Origin of the sequence: Xaviernesmea rhizosphaerae (genome assembly GCF_001938945.1) — a bacterium.
Lineage (GTDB): Bacteria > Pseudomonadota > Alphaproteobacteria > Rhizobiales > Rhizobiaceae > Xaviernesmea > Xaviernesmea rhizosphaerae.
This window is the reverse complement of record NZ_MKIO01000018.1, coordinates 131,006-149,388: the sequence shown is the minus strand read 5'-3', so window position 1 is coordinate 149,388 and position 18,383 is coordinate 131,006. Positions and strand designations below refer to the sequence as shown.

Below are 18,383 nucleotides of genomic sequence, written 5' to 3'. Positions count from 1 at the left end.
GTGCGATGCTCTAGATTTTTGTTTTTGCATCGGATTTTTCCGAAAACCGGTTCCCACTTTTCGGTCCGATGCTCTAAGCGCAGGCCCTCAGCGCATCAGATAATGGCCGGCGACATTCAGCAGGATGAACAGGACGATCGCGGTGATGGCGCCCGCATTGGTGAAGAACAGCGCCGCCATGGCGATCAGCAGCGCCACGCAGAAGATCGTCAGAAATTTCGTCGCTGCCAGAAAGCCGCTATAGGTCTTTTCGTGTTCGGCATAGTCCATCGGCGCGCCGATTTCGGCCGGTCCGTCGCTGTGCTTGGCCATCTTGTCCTCTCTTCCTCCTCATCGCGATGCCAGCCGGCGCCGCATCCTCTCTCCGCCGCCAGTGTAGCGAAACTGTCCGGCGGCGCAATCCGTCCGGCCGCCTCAATGGCCGTGCCGTCTTGACGCGGCGCGCCGCCTGCGGCATCGCAGATCCATTGCGGCGCCGTCCCTGGCGGAAGCCGCCCGTTTCTCCGGAGATTGCCGCATGACCAAGCCGATCGTCGCCATTCCCTGTGATTATCGCGAATTCGAGGGCAGCGACTGGCATGCCGTAGCGCATCAATATGTGCGCGCCGCGGTCGAGGGCGCCGGCGCCATGGCGCTGCTCGTTCCCGCCCTGGAAGAGGGCAATGACGCCGACGCGCTGCTCGACCGCGTCGACGGGCTGCTTGTCAGCGGCGCGCGCTCCAATGTCCACCCCTCGCTTTATGGCCGGACGGCGACCGAACAGGACGGGCCTTTCGATCCCGGCCGCGACGCCACCAGCCTGCCGCTGATCCGCGCGGCGCTGAAGCGCGGCATGCCGGTGCTTGCCATCTGCCGTGGCATTCAGGAACTCAATGTCGCGCTCGGCGGCACGCTGGCCAACGACATTCAGGAACAGCCGGGCATCTGGGACCACCGCCACCCGGAGGATCCCGACCGCGACGTGAAATATGCGATTCGCCAGGGCGTTTCGGTCAAGGAAGGCTCGTGCCTGGCCCGCGTGGTCGGCGCTGGCGAGATCCAGGTCAACTCGCTGCATCGCCAGGCGATCTCCGCGCTGGCCCCGGGCCTTGCCGTCGAAGCGCTGGCCGACGATGGCACCGTCGAGGCCGTCTCCGTCATCGATGCCAAGGGCTTTGCCGTCGGCGTGCAGTGGCACCCCGAATATTGGGTCGGCACCGACAGCCCCTCCGGCCAGATCTTTTCCGCTTTCGGCGAGGCGCTGACGGACTATGTCCGCGCGCGGCAGGCGGCCAGGCTCTCGGCCTGACCCTTCCTCTGTCGCCCGATCCGCCGGTGTCGCCTCTGAACCGTCACGGGATGCGCGGCCGTCCCCTCAGCCCTTGCGCCGGAACGGCGTTTCCGGCACCGGCGTCAAGGCGGCGCCTGTGGCAAACCAGCTCTTGAGATTGTCGACCACCAGATCGGCCATGGCGTTGCGCGTGTCTTCCGAAGCCGAGGCCACATGCGGCAGCAGGGTGGCATTCTCCAGTGCGATCAGCGCCTCAGGCACATGCGGTTCGTTCTCGAACACGTCGAGCCCGGCGGCCGCGATCGTGCCGTCCTTCAGCGCGGCGGCGAGCGCCGCCTCGTCCAGCGTCGATCCACGGCCGACATTGATCACCACGCCGCGCGGCCCCAGCGCCTGGAAGATTTCGGCATTCAGCGTGTGCCGGGTCTCGTCCGAGCCGGGCACGATGCTGATCAGCGTGTCCACCTCTTCCGCCATCGCCTTGAGGCTCGGATAATAGGTGTAGGCGACATCCTCGCGCTTGCTGCGGGTGTGATAGCCGATCGGTACGCCGAACCCTTCCAGCCGCTTGGCAATTGCCTGGCCGATACGCCCGAGACCGTAAATGCCGACCGTCCGGTCGCGCAGGCTCAGCGGCGTCAGCGGAAAAGGCCCCTTCTCCGCCCAGTGGCCGGCGCGCAGATAGGCTTCCGCCGCGGGAAAACGCCTGAGGCTGTTGAGCAGCAGGGCAATGGCCGTATCGGCCACCTCCTCGTTCAGCACATCAGGCGTGTTGGTGACGACGACGCCGCGCGCGGCGGCCGCATCGACATCGATCCCGTCATAGCCGACGCTGAAATTGGCGACGATCTCCACCGTTTCGAAGGCCGCGAGAAAATTGGCCGGCAGACGGTTGGTCGTAGCGATGCCCGCCGCCCGCGCCGCCAGATCCGGGGTGACCAGGGCGGGATCGGCCGCATCGAGCTGCACCATCTCGAAATCGCCGGGCAGGCGCGCGAGAACCCGGGGATGCATGCGCCCGGGCACGACGATGAGGGGACGATGATCGCTCGACATGAAACCTCCAGAGGATGCCCTGACAACAGGGAAAGGGAGCGGCGTGGCCAACAGGACCACAGGGCGAAGCTGCAAGCCACAAGCCGAATTAGGTAAGTGATAACATACAAAAAGGGGCAAGCCGGCGGCTACCCCCGGCGAAACCAGCTGTGCAGAAAATCGACCAGGGTGCGCACCTTGGCCGGCAGATAGCGCCGGTGCGGATAGATGGCATAGATGCCGCGATCCTGCGGGCAGAAATCCTGCAGGATCGCCACGAGGTCGCCGGAGGCGACTTTCGGCCGGGCGATGAAATCCGGCACGGCAGCGATGCCGAGCCCGGCGCGGGCGGCGCGCACGCTGGCAAGCGGGCTATTGACCTCCATCGGCCCGCTTACCGACACGCTGAAGGGAGACCCATCCGGCTCGCAGAAGCGCCAGCTGCTGTAGGAGCGGCCATTGGTATCGATGATGCAGGCATGCCGCGCCAGATCGGAGGGATGAAGGATCGGCTCGCTGCGCTTGAGATAGTCGGGCGCCGCGCAGATGATGATCTGGAAATCGGACAGCTTGCGGGCGATCAGCGTCGAATCCTCGAGCTTGGTGATGCGGATGGCCACGTCGAAGCCCTCCTCCACCAGATCGACGAAGCGATCGTCGGCAATGATCTCCAGCGACAGTTCCGGATGCGCCAGACGGAAATCGATCAGCGACTGGCCGATCTCGGCATCGACGAAGGTGCGTGGCGCGGTGATGCGGATGCGCCCCTTGAGGTCGGCATTGCCGGCGCGAACGAGATCGGAGAGATTGTCGATCTCCTTCAGGATCTCGGAGGCCGTGCGGTAATAGAGATGGCCGGCCTCAGTCAGAGAGAACTGACGCGTCGTCCGGTTGAGCAGCAGCGCGCCCAGCTCGTCCTCCAGCTCACGGACATATTTCGACAGGAGCGCCTTGGATCGCCCGACCCGGCGGCCGGCGGCGGAGAAGCCCTCGGCATCGACCACATCGATGAAGGCGCGCATGCGGGTCAGCGTATCCATGAAACTCCCGGGGCGTTGGGCATGACAGCAGGCGACCCTATCCCGGCGGGCGACTGCGAGGCAAGCATGGGAGGCGGCAAGATCCCGCTCGCGTGCCGAGACGAGGCTTAGGCAAGCCTTGCGCAAGTTTCCGGCAAGCTTCGCGCAAGCCTGTGAGATCGCTTGCGAAAAGCCGGCTAATTGTGTCGTACGGTTGTCACAAAAGTTTTTTATAAGCGCGCAAAAAACCGCTTGATCCGCGCGGGCGTTTTCCCTATCTACGCCTTGCCCAAAGTCGCACGTGCCTGTGGGTGTCCGCCGACCCTCGATGTGGTGAGGAAATCGGTAAGGTACCTGGAACTAACCGCTCCAGTCGCTATTCCGGCCAACCGGGAAATGCGAGGACACCTTGAAGCAACGACGGTGCGGGCCTTTTTGTTCTCGTCCGGCTTTCCATCAGCCGGAGTTACTGAAGAGGCACACCTTCATTGCCGGACGTGCGGTCGGGTCTCCCCGTCCAATCCATGGCAGACAGAGCCGGATCGAAGCCTGAGGCAGGCTTTGCTCCACCGTTTGCGCAATGCATGCGCGCGCTTGGTTCCGGGGTCTCCACCGGCTGGTTCCAGGACGTGTAGGCGTTGCCCTTTGTCCTCCGGTTCGCGCCGGAGCCCTTGACCATGGGGACACCATCATGACGACCGCTCGTATCGCCGATTTCCTGAAGACCCGCCGTCCGGAAGGCCCTTGCCTCGTCGTCGATCTCGATGTCGTGCGTGACAATTTCCGCGCCTTCCGCCATGCCCTGCCCGACAGCGCCATCTTCTATGCGGTCAAGGCCAATCCCGCGCCGGAGATCCTGCGCCTGCTGGCCGGCCTCGGCTCCAATTTCGATTGCGCCTCGGTGGCCGAAATCGAAATGGCCCTGTCGGCCGGCGCCACGCCTGCCCGCATCTCCTATGGCAACACGATCAAGAAGGAACGCGACATTGCCCGCGCCCATGCGCTCGGCATCTCGCTTTTCGCCGTCGACAGCCATGAGGAAGTCGAGAAGATCTCTCGCGCAGCCCCCGGCGCGCGCGTGTTCTGCCGCGTTCTGACCGATGGCGAAGGCGCCGAATGGCCGCTGTCGCGCAAGTTCGGCTGCGTGCCGCAGATGGCCGTGGACGTGCTGGTCTATGCCCACCAGCTGGGCCTGGTCTCGCATGGCGTGTCCTTCCATGTCGGCTCGCAGATGACCAAGCTCGACGCCTGGGATGCCGCGCTCGCCGATGCCAAGCGCGTCTTCGTGCAGCTGGCCAAGCAGGGCATCGAGCTGAAGATGGTCAATATGGGCGGGGGCTTCCCGACCAAGTACCTGCGCGACGTGCCTTCGGCGGAAGCCTATGGCCAGGCGATCTTTGCAAGCCTGCGCAAGCATTTCGGCAACCAGCTGCCGGAAACCATCATCGAGCCGGGTCGCGGCATGGTCGGCAATGCCGGCGTGATCAAGACGGAAGTGGTGCTGATCTCCAAGAAGTCGGACAACGACCATCACCGATGGGTCTTCCTCGACATCGGCAAGTTCGGCGGCCTCGCTGAAACCATGGACGAAGCCATTCGTTACCCGATCCGCACCGAGCGTGACGCCGATACGATGGAACCCTGCGTTCTGGCCGGCCCGACCTGCGATTCGGCCGACGTGCTCTACGAGAAGACCATGTATCCGCTGCCGATCTCGCTTTCGATCGGCGACGAGGTGCTGATCGAGGGCACGGGCGCCTATACCACCACCTATTCGGCGGTGGCGTTCAACGGTTTCGAGCCGCTCAAGGCCTACGTCATCTGATGCGCCTTCTCCGCGCCTGCTCTTGAAGAGCAAGCGCGGGCCTTCACCTTTTAATTCGAGTGCCGTTTCTGAGACGGTTTTGAGTGCGGGAGGCCAATCCATGGCCGCTGTTCTTGACGCTGCGCTGTCCTTTTTCCGTAAGGCAGAGTTTACCATTGACGCCGAGCATCCGGGCGATGTCGTCCAGCGCGAGCGTCTGCTCGACCGCGCCATGGGCCCGGGCCGCAAGCGCAAATCCTCCGAGGCGATCCGCCGTGGCCGCGTGCCGGCGCAGGGGCTGGCGCTGGTCGCGCGCGATCTCGATGGCCATGTGATCGGCACGGTACGGCTGTGGCACGTCGAAGCCGGTGTGGGTCCGGATGGCGCCGGCATTCCCGCGCTGCTGCTCGGGCCGCTTGCGGTCGATGCCGCCTACGAGGGCAAGGGCATTGGCGGGGCTCTGATGCGCGCTGCCATCACCGAGGCCGCCGCGCGCGGCCATGGCGCCATCCTGCTGGTCGGCGATCCCGAATATTACGAGCGCTTCGGCTTCTTTGCCGAAAAGGCCGCCCATCTGGTCATGCCCGGCCCGTTCGAGCGCCGCCGCTTTCTCGGCCTGGAGCTGAAGGCCGGCTGGCTCACCGGTGCCGCCGGCCTTCTGGTCGGCACCGGCACCCGCCTCTCCCAGCCGGGCATCGCCAGGGTCGCCTGAGCCTCCGTTCAGTCCGTTTCATGCCCGCTCCGATGACCTCCAGCATCGGGGCGGTTTACGTTTGTCCGCATGGCCGCTTCCCCTACCCTGCCCGCCCGCTCCGGCAAAAAGCCGGTTTCCCTGGGATCATCGATGCGCTATAGAGAGCGCAGGGCCTTTGGGGAGCGCCCGCCGTCCGCAAGCAGGATCTGCTCCGGTGAAGCTCCTTTCGCGACATTTCGATCGACCGAATCCGGCACAGGATCAGGCGGCAATGCGGACACCCTCCTAGAACGACGATCCCGCGCCGGTCCGGAGACCCCGATCGTGACATCATCCTCGCGGATCGCCAGCCCCTCATCCGCTGGCACTCAATCCACAGACCCTTCCCCTGGCGGCCGCCCCGCACTCTCGCTTCCCGCACTCGGCAGCCTGCCCGCGCGCGACAGCCTGCCCGCACTTGACAGCTTGAAGGACCAGGCGAGACGCCTGCGCCAGGCTCTGGCCGAGAGCGGCGAGACCATCGGCCACAGCCGCGCGCTGGAGCTGATCGCCCGCCAATATGGCTTTCGCGACTGGAACACGCTGCACGCCCGCCTCGGCAACCGCCCGCCCTTCGACCCCTGGCGGATCGGATCGCGGCTTCAGGGCCATTATCTCGGACAAGCCTTCCAGGCGGATGTCCTCGGCGTGCAGCAGGTTTCAGGCGACCCACCCCGCTACCGGCTGACGCTGCATTTCGATGAGCCCGTCGATGTCGTCACCTTCGACAGCTTCTCCGCCTTCCGCCAGCGCGTTCATTGCACCGTGGACGAAACCGGGCGGACAGTGGAGCGGACTTCCAATGGCCGGCCGCATGTGGAGCTGGACTGGTAGACTGGACAGCGCTGGAGGCCTTCAAGGCTTCCGGCGCCCGTCAACTCCGCGTGAGACGCGCGCCGGGGCCGTTGTCCGGGGCCGGCCGGGGCCCCACTTCCCCTCCCATGACCGAAAAATCGATCTTTCGCCTGCCAAACAGGCGCATCCTTCCGCTTCTGTTGACCGCCGCGCTGCTTTCGCCCGCTCTGCCGGCAGCAGCCGTCTCCGCATCGGCATCGCAAGCGCAAGCCGCCTTTCCCATGGAGCAGCGCCTGACGCCGATCCTCGATCGGGCCAAGGCCCTGCCGGCCCTGAAGACCATCATCGTCGCCCGCGACGGCGAGACGGTGGTCGAACGCGGCTATCACGGACATGGGCCGGGCGAGAGCGCCAACATCAAATCGGCGTCGAAATCGATCGTCTCGGCGCTGGTCGGCATCGCCATCGACAAGGGCCTGATCGATGGACCGGACCAAACGGTCGCCTCGATCCTTAAAAACGATCTTCCGCGCGACCCTGATCCGCGGCTTGCCAAGGTCACGGTCGGCCATCTCCTGTCGATGCAGGCGGGGCTGCAGCGCATGTCCGGCCCGAATTACGGGCGCTGGGTGGCGAGCGGCAACTGGGTCCGCACCGCGCTCGCCGCCCCCTTTGACGGTGAGCCGGGCGGAGACATGCTCTATTCCACGGCCTCGACCCATCTGCTCTCGGCGATCCTCACCAAGGTCTCGGGCCGCTCGACGCTGGCGCTGGCGCGCGAGTGGCTGGGTCCCGTCGAGGGCTTTCGTATCGGTGCCTGGGAGCGTGACCCCCAGGGCATCTATCTCGGCGGAAACCAGATGGCGATGAGCGCACGCTCGCTCGCAGCCTTCGGCGAGCTCTACCGCAATGGCGGGCGCACCAAGGACGGGCGGCAGATCGTCTCGCAAAACTGGATCCACCAATCCTTTCAGGCCCGCACCCAGTCGCGCTTCACCGGCGATGATTACGGCTATGGCTGGTTTACCCGCGAAATATCAGGCGAAACCGTGCATTATGGCTGGGGTTATGGCGGGCAGATGCTCTACATCGTGCCGTCGCAAAGGCTGACGGTGGTGATGCTCTCGGACGAAACCGCTCCTTCCGCCCGCACCGGCTACCGCGACGCGTTGCACGGTCTGCTCGGCGAAATCATCGGGGCCGCGAAGGCGGTGTAATCAGCGCGGCCGCGTGCATCGGACCGAAAAGCGACAACCTGTTTTCGGAAGGAATGCGCTGCAAGAACAGAAGACGGGAGCACCGGGCTGCGTCGGTCTTTCAGTCCGATGTTTCAGACCGATCAGGCTTATCCCTGGTTTTGCCGAGGACGTTTAATACGCCTAAGGCGGCGTGCTTCACGCGCGCGTGATCCGTGACATGACTTCTTGTCATGCTCCGGCCAAGTGGCTTGCCAGCGCGATCGAGCGGGTGCCAGATGGTGCCGGCTCCCCTCCGTGATTCCCAAGCGACCGCGCCCATGTCCGAAAAGCAGGCCCTGGCCTACAGGTCCGATCAGCAGGCGCTGCTGATCGCGCTTCTGGTCTTCGTTTCCGGCGCTACCAATGCGGCGATCGTGCCCTTCATGGGCTTCTACATCGTCGAGGTGCTGGGGCATGCCCCTGTTACCATCGGGCTCTACAGCCTCTCGGCCATGACGATCTCGATCCTGTCGAGCCGGCTTTATGGCGAATGGGTAGATCGCGGCGCGCGCATCCGGCCGCTGCTCTTTGCCTGCGCGTTTGCCGCCTTTCTGGCCTCCGCCGCCGCGCTCGTCGGCAGCCTGCCGCTTCTCGTCCTCGTCACAGCGCCGGGCATGGGGCTAACCAATGCCGCCAGCACCCTGGTCTTCAGCTATGGTCGCCATTACGGCCGGATGCAGGGGCTGGAGCCGGTGGGCTACAATGCCTTTCTGCGCATGACGGTCTCGCTCGCCTGGATGGTGATGCCGGCCGCCGCCTATCTGGTCGCCGATTTCGCCGGTGCGCGCTTCGTGTTCGTCAATGCCATGCTGATCGTGCTGATCTGGGTGGCCATCGCCATGGCGGTCATTCCGCGCGGGCAGACCTGTCCGATGGAAAAGCGCGACCAGGATGCGCCGGAAGGCCGCAATGTCGGCCTGTGGCTGGCAGCGGGGATCAGCTTCTGCCTCTCCTTCGCCCATTCGCTCTGCGCCTCGGCCCTGCCGGTGTTCTTCGTGCGGGAGGCCGGGCTTCCAGCCTATGCGCCCGGCCTGTCGCTCAGCGTCAAATGCGCTATGGAGGTGATCTTTATCCTGGTCGCCCCCTGGATGGCGCGGCGCATCAGCCCGCGCCTGATCCTCGGCGGCGCCACGGTCCTCGCCATCATCGCCTTCAACATCATTGCCTCGGTCCATTCCGTGCCGATGATGCTGGTGGGCGCAGCACTCGAAGGCAGCTATTACGGGCTGTTCGCCGGCACCTGCCTGAGCTTCGTCCAGAGCTTTTCACGCGGGCGGCTGGCGCGGGCCACGGCGCTCTACATGAATTCGATGTTCCTCGCGGGCCTGTTTGCCGTGCCGGCCATGGGCCTGATCGCGCAACTGCACAATTTCGGCATGGCCATCCGGCTCGCCTCCTTTGGAGCGGGCGCATCGCTTCTGCTGCTGTTCCTGACGCGGCACCGCCGGACGGACACCTGAGATCAGCATGCAGGAGGACGGCGCGGCGGGAAGCCGCGCCGGAGCACGGTCACGCGCTGATGTCGATCACGCCGCAATCGCCGGTCTCGCTGGCGAAGGCCAAGCGCTGGCCGCTCTTGTGCCAGGCCATGCCGGTCACGCTGCCCTTGCCCTGACGGCGCAGCACCACCTCGCGCTGATCGGAAAGCCGTGCGGCCAGGATCATGCCGTCGGAATAGCCAATCGCCACCACCTCTTCGGCAGGGTGACAGGCAACCGACGTCACCATCACATTGCCGCGCGTGCCCAGCTCCAGCGGCGCCTTGCCCATCGGCCCGTCCTTGGCTTGGAAGGGCCAGACGATGGCCGCCGGCGCACCCGAAGAGGCCAGCCACTTGCCCTTGGCCGACCAGGAGAGCGACTTCACCTTGGCCGGATAACCGGTCATGCGCATGTGTCGCGCGTCCGCGCCGGGCTTGGAATCAAGCTTCCAGCCATGCAGCGCGTTTTCCTGCATCGAGGTGACGAGGAAGCGACCGTCCGGCGAGAAGGTCACGGCGTTGTGCGCGCCTTTCCAGTCCAGATCCACCGGCGCGCCGGGAATGGCGACCCAGTGGAGCGTGACGCCATTGTAGCGGGAGGCTGCCAGCCGCAGCCCCTTGGGCGCGAAGGCGAGGCCTTCCACCGTCCGCTCCTCGGTGAACTCCTTCACCGTGCCGTCCGCAAGCCGGACGAAAGCGGACTTGCCCGAGGCATAGGCCACCGCCCCTTGCGGGCCGGCGGCGACCTGGGCGATCCAGCGCCGCGGCACGCTGGCGAGTTCCTGCACGGCGCCGTCGCCGGCAATCCGCAGCACACGGCCGTCCTCGCCGCCGGTCAACACCGTGTCGGTCAGCGGGTCGTGAAGCGCGGTCAGCAGGCCGTCATGCGCCTCGACGGTCTTGTGCCCCTCGTCGAGGCGGTGAACGAGGCCGGAGGCCTCGGCGAAGACAGGCACGTCGCCAAGATAGGCGACGGCCACGACATGGCCCGAGAGATCGAGCGGGGCAAGGGTCGGCATCAGTTGGTCTGTGCCTCGCAGGCCTTGAAGCTCTTCTCGATCTTCTCGCGATCGAGATCGCGGCCGATGAAGACCAGGCGGCTCTCATGCTTCTCGCCGTCCTTCCAGGGGCGCTGGTGGTCGCCCTCGATGATCATGTGAACGCCCTGCACGACGTAGCGCTGCTCGTCGCCGGCAAAGGCGATGATGCCCTTGAGCCTGAGGATGTTCGGACCCATCGTCTGGGTCACCTTCTGGATCCAGGGGAAGAAGCGGTCCGGCACCATCTCGCCACCGCGCAGCGAGATGGACTGCACCGTCACGTCATGGAGCGGCGAAGGCGCATCGTGGTGATGATGGCCGTGGTCATGATCGTGACCGTGGTCATGGTCATGGTCATGATGATCGTGGTCGTGGTGATGATGGTCGTGCCCTTGATGGTGGTGATCATGATCGCAATCAGGGCCGCAGACATGGTCATGCTCATGCGCACCCTCGTCAAGGAAGTGCGGATCGTTTTCCAGCGCGCGCTCCAGGCTGAAGGCGCCCTGGTCGAGCACGCGGGACAGATCGATGTTGGAGCGCTCGGTGCGGTAGATGCGGGCGCTCGGATTGATCACGCGCACGGTCGCCTCGATGCGCGCGAGCTCCTCCGGCGTGACGAGGTCGGTCTTGTTCAGAAGCACGACATCGGCGAAGGCGATCTGGTCCTCGGCCTCGCGGCTGTCCTTCAGCCGCAGCGGCAGGTGCTTGGCATCGACAAGCGCGACGACGGCGTCGAGCTCGGTCTTGGCGCGCACGTCGTCATCCATGAAGAAGGTCTGCGCCACCGGAACCGGATCGGCCAGGCCCGTGGTCTCGACGATGATAGCGTCGAAGCGACCCGGGCGGCGCATCAGCCCTTCCACCACGCGAATCAGATCGCCGCGCACGGTGCAGCAGATGCAGCCATTGTTCATCTCGTAGATTTCCTCGTCGGATTCCACGATCAGATCGTTGTCGATGCCGATCTCGCCAAATTCATTGACGATGACGGCATATTTGCGCCCGTGATTCTCCGTCAGAATCCGGTTGAGCAGCGTCGTCTTGCCGGCACCCAGATAGCCGGTGAGCACGGTAACGGGAATGGGCTTCTGGGTTTCGGGAGCGGATGCGGTCATGATAGCCTCGCAAGGACGATGAAGGGACCGCCGCGTCAAGGGCGGCGGGCGTCGCCTCCATATAAGACCAACCGCCGCCAGTTCAAAGCCACCGGAGCGACGCTTCTGTGCTCAAACTCTCGTCCTGGCCGAGACTAGGTTTGTGCGCGCGACATCCTCGCCGACGAAAAGAAGCGGACAGGCGAACTCCTCGGCCAGGCCATAGGCGAAGCAATCACCATAGTTGAGGCCCGCCGGATGAAATCCCTTGCCCCACCGCCTGTAGGCCTCCGCCGCGCGCCGGGCACGCTCGGGAGTGACGGTGACGATCTCGATCAGTGCGCCGTCGATGAGCCGCGTCATCTCCCGGTCCAAGCCGCGCCGCGTGGCGACAATCATGGTTTCGGCGAGACTTCCTGCCGACATAACGGTCCTTTCCGATTGACGCAGGACCTCCGCGCAGAGGTCCGCCATCGGTTCCCGGGCGAGAATTGCGATCAGTGCCGAGGTATCGACGGCTATCATGCCGGAAGCCCGGTCTCGTCATCATAGAGAAAGTCCTGGCTATGGGCGGCATCCGGACCCGGGATCATCCTGCTGGCTGCACGACGCTGAAGCTCGGGCAGTTCGTCACGGAAAAATCGCTCCCTTGCCGCCTTGTCGATGGGGCTCGTTGCCTCCAACCGCGCCCGCGGCGCGCCGTTCTCGGTCAAGACGATCTCTTCGCCTTCCTCGGCCAGCCGCACGAGTTCGCTCAGCTGGCCTGCCGCCTGTTCGAGGGAGATGCGCATGGGCTCGCTCCTGTCTGTCGCTCCTTGCGCCAATATGCGCATGATCGGACAGGCCGGCAACGGCTTCAAGTGAACTCGGCCGGATCGAAGGCGTCGATATCCGTGAGAAGCTCCAGCAGCCCCTGAACCGCATGGTCGATCAGCGCCTCGCCCTTTTCCGCCGTTGCCGCCGCGGCATTGCCGGCGGCGCCCTCAGGGTTCAAGTCGGCCATTGTCCAGCCGAAGGCATGCGGGCCATAGGCGCGCAGATGGGTGAAGCGCGCGGCGAAGTCGCGCTGGCGCGAGGGGAAATCGCTAGCCTTGTCGCGATCGACCAGCTCGGGATGCAGCGCCAGCATCATGGCGGTCTCGATCTCGCCGGCATGGATGTCGATCGCCTTGTCCTGCGGCGTCATCCAGCCCTCCGGCACGCCGAAGCGCAGCCAGTGCGTGGCCACGGCCAGCGTGGAGAAGCGGACCCGGGCCTCGGTCGCCACGATCGTCATCAGCGGCGCATTGCCGCCATGGGCATTGAGCATCAGCAGCTTGTCGACCCCCTGGGCCTGCAGCGCCTCGGCAATGGCGAGCCAGCGCTCGATGGCCTCGCCATGCTCAAGCGAGCGGGTGCCGGGGGCAAAGCCGTGCTCGATTGAATAGCCGATCGGCTCGACCGGGAGGAAGCCGACATGAAGCCCGGCTGCGGCCACCCGGCCCTTCAGCCGCGCGACGAGGCCTGCGGCGATCAGGCTGTCGGTGGCGAAGGGCAGATGCGGCCCATGCTGTTCGTAAGCGCCGAGCGGAAGGACGGCAATCGGGCCGTGCGCTGAGCCGGCTGCGACCCAATCGACCGCGCTGAGAACCTCCGGCACGGGCAAAAGCGACGGGTGTGGCATCTTTTTCAAACCTTTTCAGCGATCTTGCGAGCAAAGCCGGCCATTTGTCATATAACAGAAATCTCTGTCCTACAGAGGTCGGATCAGGGTGCAACCCCGTTTGCGCAAGAGGACGAATTGGGCAAGAAGAGCAAAGCCGAGAAACAGAAGACCAAGGGCGTCAAGAAGAAGCTGGAGCTTTCGCGCCTGCCCGAGGCGATCGATGAGGAACCGAGCGGCCAGGCGGTCGGCGCAATCCTCGTTCAGGCCGCGCGCTCCATGCGCACGGTCATGTCGCGCAATCTGGTGGAGAGCGGCCTCTATGCCGGTCAGGACGGCGTGATGCTGGCACTGGCGGAAGAGGACGGCATGACGGCCGGCGGGCTTGCCGCGCGCCTGGGCGTCAAGGCTCCGACCATGACGCGCACGATCGGCCGCATGGAAGCCCAGGGCTTCCTGCACCGGCGCGCCGACGATGAGGATGCCCGCCTGACCAAGGTCTACCTGACCGAGGAGGGCCGTGCCCGGCTGGACGCGATCGCCGAGGCGGGACGGCAGACCGGCGAGCAGGCCCTGAAAGGCTTCAGCGACAAGCAGATCAAGGTGCTGATGAAGCTTCTGCGCACGCTGGACGCCAATCTGCAGCACGGCGTGGCGGACGACTGACCGCCGCGGCGGCGCGTCGCCATCACAAGGCACGCCGCCTTTGCACCATCTCCGTGAATTCAAACGGCGCCCATTCGGCCCTACCGATCGCCTTTTTGCGCGGCGATGCAGCATGTTTGGTGCACAGGCTGCTGTTGCGTCAGTCATTTAAACAGTTTAAGGAAAAATAAAAACGAAGATTGCGAGCACGCCGGGAGACGACGTGGCACAAAAGATCAAACTATCGACGATTGCGGAAACGCTTGGCGTTTCCACGGCCACCGTTTCGCTCGCGCTGCGCGACAGCCCCCTGGTCGCGGCCCAGACACGGGACAAGATCAAGGAACAGGCCCGCGCGCTCGGCTATATCTACAATCGCCGCGCAGCCAGCCTGCGCACCTCGCGCTCCGGCATCATCGGCGTTGTGGTGCACGACATCATGAACCCCTTCTACGGGGAAATTCTCAAGGCGATAGAGGCAGAGCTCGACCGCGACCGCCAGACCTTCATCCTCTCAAACCATTATGACTCGGTCGAAAAGCAGCGGGTGTTCATCGAAACGCTGCTGCAGCTGGGCGGCGACGGGGTGATCATGTCGCCTGCCATCGGCACGCCGCCGGAGGATATCCGGCTGGCCGAGGACAATGGCATGCCGGCCATCCTGATCGCCCGCTCGGTCGAGGGGCTCGATGTGCCGATCTTCCGCGGCGACGATGCCTATGGCATTGCGCTGGCCACCAACCATCTGATCGGTCTCGGCCATCGCTGCATCGCCATGGTTGGCGGCACCGACCAGACCTCGACCGGCCGCGACCGCTATCAGGGCTATGTCACCGCGCTGCGCAAGGCCAATATCGAGGTTGATCCCGAGCTGCGCATTCCCGGGCCCCGCAGCATGCAGGGCGGGTTCGAGGCGGCGGTGCATCTGCTCTCCCTGCCCCAGAGACCGACGGCCGTGGTCTGCTGGAACGACCTCGTCGCCATCGGCATGATGAACGGCATCGCCCGCGCCGGGCTCGTGCCCGGACGGGATATTTCGGTGACGGGCTATGACGATCTCGAGGAGGCCTCGCTGTCAACGCCGGCGCTGACGACGGTCTGGAACGGCCAGTCAGACGTCGGCCGCAGCGCCGCCCGCGCCCTGCTCGACAAGCTGGCCGGCAGCCATGACCCTGACGGCATTCACCTGATCAAGCCGGAAATGCGCATCCGCCAGTCGACCGGCCCTCTGCGGCAGGCAGCCGCGCAGGACATCGCCTGAGCGATCTGGGCGCTTGGGCCTGAGCGATCCATGCGCTCGCTCGAGCCACACCGCGCCGAAGAAGCGTCCTGCCTCTGTCTTCGTCCGGGCTGATGCAGCGAAAGCCGAAATTCCGACCCAATTGACGGGCATCGCGAGAACGGCGGTGATCGGCCGGCGGACGATTCCCCGCAAATATCCGGCACCATCCGCCTGCGCTGTCTGGGCAGGGCATCGTGCGCATCTGCCCTTGCGGCATTGCGTCAAACAGGAAGGCAGGGCATTTCAGGTGATCGCATCATCCGCCGCTTATGCGCCCTGCGCCAACCCTTCCCGCGCCGAACCGAGAAAAGAGCCCGCTTCGTGATCCAGTCTCTTCGCATCCCCGCCGTCTCTTTCGGCTGGAGCATCGTGCCGCTGGCGCTGGCGCTCACCGCATTCGGCGCGCCGGCGGCGCTGGCGCATCCGCATATCTTCGCGCAGGCGCGGCTGGAGGTGGTGGCCAATGACAAGGGGCAGGTCAGCGAGCTGCGCAATGTCTGGCGCTTCGACGACATGTTTTCCGCCAGCGTGCTCCTGGAGTTCGATCACAATTCCGATGCGAAGCTCGATGCCAAGGAGCTGGCCGAAGTAGGCCAGACGGTGCTGGAATCCCTCGGCGAGTATAATTATTACACGACGATCTTCGACAATGGCAAAAGCGTGAAGCTGTCCAAGCCGGATGTCATCCATGCGGATTTCAAGGACGGCCAGCTGCTCCTGATGTTCGCGGCCAAGCCGGCCCAGCCGATCCCGCTCAAGGGCACCTTCTCGATCGGCATCTATGATCCGACCATGTATACGGCCATGGACTTCCCGACCGACAACGATCTCGTTGCCGTCGGCGACAAGTTCAAGAGCTGCAAGCACAAGGTGGTGCGGCCCGATCCGGACGAGGTGATCGCCCAGAACCAGGCCACGCTCACCTCCGCCTTCTTCAACGACCCCACGGGAACCAACATGTCCAAGCTCTTCGCAACGCGGATCGAGTTCACATGCTGACGGGCAGATGGCTGACAAGGAGCGGAATGACAGGCAGGGGACTGACCCTTTTCCTCCTGCTTATCGGGCTGGCGCTTCTGATGCTCCACCCCGGATCGGCGGCCGCCCAGTCGCCGCTGGGCATCGGCACGGCCGAGCCGAGCATTTCCATGGGCGGTCCGTTGTCCGGCCTGTTCGCCTGGGTCAACCGCGAGCAGCAGCTGTTCTACCGCACGCTGACAGACGCGCTGCGCGGCATGCGCTCGGACCCCTGGCAGCTCTGGTCGCTGATCGGCCTTTCCTTCGTCTACGGCATTTTCCACGCGGCCGGCCCCGGCCATGGCAAGGCGGTCATCTCCTCCTACATGCTGGCCAATGAGGTGGAGCTGAAGCGCGGCGTGGCGCTGTCCTTTCTCTCGGCTTTTCTTCAGGGATTGATGGCCATCGCGCTGATCGGCGCGGCCTATTACGTGCTGCGCGGCAGCGGCATCTCGCTGACGCGGGCCACCGCCACGCTCGAGACGGCGAGCTATGCGCTGGTCGCGGCTTTCGGCGCCTGGCTTCTCCTGCGCAAACTCAGGGCGCTCGGCCTGTTCGGCCGGCGAACCGGCATGGCGCAGGCTTCTTTTGCCGATCCCGTTCCCGCAATCGGCACCCTTTCCTTCGACACGGCCCGCCGCGCGCAGGCGGACGAATTCGATGGCGGCGCCGCGGCCGGATCGCGCCGGCGCCCTGGCCTGAGCTATAATGGCATGAGCCAGAGCCACACAACGGGGGATTTCTGCGAGGCCTGCGGCACCACCCATCTGCCCGATCCGGCGCGTCTTGGCGGCGAGAAGCTGGCGCTCGGTGAAGCCTGGTCGGCCATTCTGGCCGTTGGCCTGCGCCCCTGCTCCGGCGCGCTGATCGTTCTCTCCTTCGCGCTGCTGAACGGGCTGATGCTCGGCGGCGTGCTCTCGGTCCTCGCCATGTCGGTCGGCACCGCCATCACCGTATCGGCACTGGCGGCAACGGCGGTTCTGGCCAAGGGCGTCGCGCTCCGGTTGACATCAGGCAGCCGCGTCGCAGGACGGGTCGGCCTGGCGATCGAGATTGCCGGCGCGCTTTTCGTCCTCCTCATCGGCCTTCTGCTGCTCGGCGCCGCGCTGACGGCCTGAGCCGGGCGCGGCCCGTCAAAGCATCGTCTCGGCCAGCATCAGCGCGCCGCGTCAGCCCCAGTCGTTAGCCCCCGTCCCGGCGGCGCTGCACGCGCGCGCGCAGCCAGAAGACCAGGAAGAAGGCCGCGACGAACAGCGTGCCGACGGCTGCGGCCAGAAAGGGCGAGATCGTTCCCAGCGCCAGCATCAGCCGCGGCAGGAAGGCGAAGCCCAGGCCCGCGATCAACAGGATCAGGCCGGCGGCGATCAGCGAGGAGCGCTCCGTGCGCTCGGGCGCCGGCGCGCCAGGCTGCTTTGCAGACAGGCTTGTCGGGTCACCCGTGGCGCGCTTCTGCTCCTCGGAAGGGGGCGTCTGCTCGTCAGAAGGGCGCTGTGGCGTCTCCGGCGCCGTCATGACGAAACGCCGGAAGGCGCAAGACCGGACGGGGCGACTTCTTCATGCGCCAGTTGGGCCCGGATCTCTTCCAGCCGGCGGATCTGTCGGCCCTCGGCATCGAAATTCTCCGGCGCGAGCCAGGCCTCGAAGGCGGCCTTGATGAGCGGCCATTCGCCATCGATCATCGAGAACCAAGCCGTGTCGCGGTTGCCGCCCTTGGAGAGCATGTGCTGGCGGAACACGCCCTCGAAGGTGAAGCCGAGGCGCAGCGCCGTCGCCTTGCTCGGGGCGTTGTCGTTGTTGCACTTCCACTCATAGCGCCGGTAGCCGAGATCATCGAAAACATGGCGCGCCATCAGATAATGCGCCTCGGTCGACAGCGGCGAGCGGGCCATGGCGAGCGTATGGGCAACGCCGCCGACCTCGACCACGCCATTGGCCGGATCGGCCCGCATGTAATTTGCCATGCCGACAAGCGCGCCGGTTTCGACCGACTGGAACAGCTCGGTCACCCAGCCGCCGGCCTGGCAGGCCGTCAGCCAGCGGTCGAAATCCTCGATGCCGGCAAAATCGGGCTGCGCGAAATAGATCAGCCGCGCATTGATCTCCAGCCCGCCAAAAGCCTCCCAGAGCGCGGCGAGATGCACGGCGCGATCATAGGGCAGGAGACGGACGAAGCGCCCTTCAAGGGTGATGGGCTGCGGCGAAGGACGGGGCGTCCAGTTGGACAGATCGGACATGGGAAAGGCCTGCGCGGGTGACCGGAACGGGAATGATCGGCAGCGCCGCTCC

At 65.3% G+C, this 18,383-nt stretch carries 20 protein-coding genes; 10 read left to right on the top strand and 10 right to left on the bottom strand.

The features are described 5' to 3' along the window. Positions 1–87: 87 nt before the first annotated feature. Positions 88–312 (bottom strand): aa3-type cytochrome c oxidase subunit IV, encoded by a 225-nt coding sequence (locus tag BJF92_RS02240; protein ID WP_075633135.1) that lies wholly within the window; start codon positions 310–312, stop codon positions 88–90. A gap of 205 nt (positions 313–517) precedes the next feature. On the opposite strand from BJF92_RS02240, the gene BJF92_RS02235 reads away from it, so the two are divergent. Further along, positions 518–1,288 (top strand): gamma-glutamyl-gamma-aminobutyrate hydrolase family protein, encoded by a 771-nt coding sequence (locus BJF92_RS02235; RefSeq protein WP_075633134.1) that lies wholly within the window; start codon positions 518–520, stop codon positions 1,286–1,288. 66 nt (positions 1,289–1,354) lie between these two features. Here BJF92_RS02235 and BJF92_RS02230 read toward each other — a convergent pair whose 3' ends face one another. Further along, on the bottom strand, positions 1,355–2,326 hold the full coding sequence (locus BJF92_RS02230; protein ID WP_075633133.1) for a 2-hydroxyacid dehydrogenase: 972 nt from the start codon (positions 2,324–2,326) through the stop codon (positions 1,355–1,357). A 128-nt stretch (positions 2,327–2,454) separates the two neighbouring features. Continuing rightward, positions 2,455–3,345: a LysR family transcriptional regulator gene (locus BJF92_RS02225; protein WP_075633132.1), complete on the bottom strand. Its 891-nt coding sequence runs from the start codon at positions 3,343–3,345 to the stop codon at positions 2,455–2,457. Between the two features lie 670 nt (positions 3,346–4,015). Here BJF92_RS02225 and odc2 point away from each other — a divergent pair. The 5 genes from odc2 (at position 4,016) to BJF92_RS02200 (ending at position 9,354) form a co-directional block, all read left to right on the top strand. Continuing rightward, complete coding sequence (gene odc2, locus BJF92_RS02220) at positions 4,016–5,149, top strand: ornithine/lysine decarboxylase (protein ID WP_075633131.1); 1,134 nt, start codon at positions 4,016–4,018, stop codon at positions 5,147–5,149. Positions 5,150–5,249: 100 nt separating this feature from the next. Then, positions 5,250–5,840 carry a GNAT family N-acetyltransferase gene (locus BJF92_RS02215; protein ID WP_075633130.1) on the top strand — a complete coding sequence of 197 codons (591 nt, stop codon included), beginning with the start codon at positions 5,250–5,252 and terminating at the stop codon, positions 5,838–5,840. Between the two features lie 411 nt (positions 5,841–6,251). Beyond that, complete coding sequence (locus BJF92_RS02210) at positions 6,252–6,695, top strand: glyoxalase superfamily protein (protein WP_075633154.1); 444 nt, start codon at positions 6,252–6,254, stop codon at positions 6,693–6,695. A gap of 107 nt (positions 6,696–6,802) precedes the next feature. Next, the gene (locus BJF92_RS02205) at positions 6,803–7,873 is read left to right on the top strand and encodes a serine hydrolase domain-containing protein (protein ID WP_075633129.1); all 1,071 of its coding nucleotides are present in this window, start codon (positions 6,803–6,805) and stop codon (positions 7,871–7,873) included. 299 nt (positions 7,874–8,172) lie between these two features. After that, positions 8,173–9,354, top strand: coding sequence for an MFS transporter (locus BJF92_RS02200; RefSeq protein ID WP_075633128.1), 1,182 nt, complete (start codon positions 8,173–8,175; stop codon positions 9,352–9,354). Positions 9,355–9,403: 49 nt separating this feature from the next. Here the strand turns inward: BJF92_RS02200 and BJF92_RS02195 are convergent, their stop codons facing one another. From BJF92_RS02195 to BJF92_RS02175, 5 genes are all read right to left on the bottom strand, one after another. Then, entirely contained in the window at positions 9,404–10,393 is a 990-nt protein-coding gene (locus BJF92_RS02195) for a WD40 repeat domain-containing protein (protein ID WP_075633127.1), read from the bottom strand. After that, positions 10,393–11,532, bottom strand: a complete 1,140-nt coding sequence (locus BJF92_RS02190) for a CobW family GTP-binding protein (RefSeq protein ID WP_075633126.1) — start codon at positions 11,530–11,532, stop codon at positions 10,393–10,395. The genes BJF92_RS02195 and BJF92_RS02190 overlap by 1 nt, the downstream gene beginning before the upstream one ends. 111 nt (positions 11,533–11,643) lie before the next feature. Then, positions 11,644–12,036 (bottom strand): type II toxin-antitoxin system VapC family toxin, encoded by a 393-nt coding sequence (locus tag BJF92_RS02185; protein ID WP_075633125.1) that lies wholly within the window; start codon positions 12,034–12,036, stop codon positions 11,644–11,646. Next, positions 12,033–12,302: a type II toxin-antitoxin system Phd/YefM family antitoxin gene (locus BJF92_RS02180; RefSeq protein ID WP_075633124.1), complete on the bottom strand. Its 270-nt coding sequence runs from the start codon at positions 12,300–12,302 to the stop codon at positions 12,033–12,035. The genes BJF92_RS02185 and BJF92_RS02180 overlap by 4 nt, the downstream gene beginning before the upstream one ends. Positions 12,303–12,367: 65 nt before the next feature. Beyond that, positions 12,368–13,174, bottom strand: a complete 807-nt coding sequence (locus BJF92_RS02175; protein ID WP_078057797.1) for a creatininase family protein — start codon at positions 13,172–13,174, stop codon at positions 12,368–12,370. 117 nt (positions 13,175–13,291) lie between these two features. On the opposite strand from BJF92_RS02175, the gene BJF92_RS02170 reads away from it, so the two are divergent. From BJF92_RS02170 to BJF92_RS02155, 4 genes are all read left to right on the top strand, one after another. Continuing rightward, the gene (locus BJF92_RS02170; RefSeq protein ID WP_075633122.1) at positions 13,292–13,819 is read left to right on the top strand and encodes a MarR family winged helix-turn-helix transcriptional regulator; all 528 of its coding nucleotides are present in this window, start codon (positions 13,292–13,294) and stop codon (positions 13,817–13,819) included. Positions 13,820–14,021: 202 nt separating this feature from the next. Next, a complete protein-coding gene (locus tag BJF92_RS02165) occupies positions 14,022–15,059 on the top strand; it encodes a LacI family DNA-binding transcriptional regulator (protein WP_075633121.1) in 1,038 nt (345 codons plus the stop codon). Positions 15,060–15,446: 387 nt separating this feature from the next. Then, positions 15,447–16,079 (top strand): DUF1007 family protein, encoded by a 633-nt coding sequence (locus BJF92_RS02160; RefSeq protein WP_075633153.1) that lies wholly within the window; start codon positions 15,447–15,449, stop codon positions 16,077–16,079. Positions 16,080–16,105: 26 nt separating this feature from the next. After that, positions 16,106–17,215, top strand: a complete 1,110-nt coding sequence (locus tag BJF92_RS02155) for a nickel/cobalt transporter (protein ID WP_075633120.1) — start codon at positions 16,106–16,108, stop codon at positions 17,213–17,215. A gap of 64 nt (positions 17,216–17,279) precedes the next feature. Here BJF92_RS02155 and BJF92_RS02150 read toward each other — a convergent pair whose 3' ends face one another. Beyond that, positions 17,280–17,519, bottom strand: coding sequence for a hypothetical protein (locus BJF92_RS02150; protein ID WP_075633152.1), 240 nt, complete (start codon positions 17,517–17,519; stop codon positions 17,280–17,282). An 86-nt stretch (positions 17,520–17,605) separates the two neighbouring features. Beyond that, positions 17,606–18,331: a GNAT family N-acetyltransferase gene (locus BJF92_RS02145; protein ID WP_075633119.1), complete on the bottom strand. Its 726-nt coding sequence runs from the start codon at positions 18,329–18,331 to the stop codon at positions 17,606–17,608. Between the last annotated feature and the right edge of the window lie 52 nt (positions 18,332–18,383).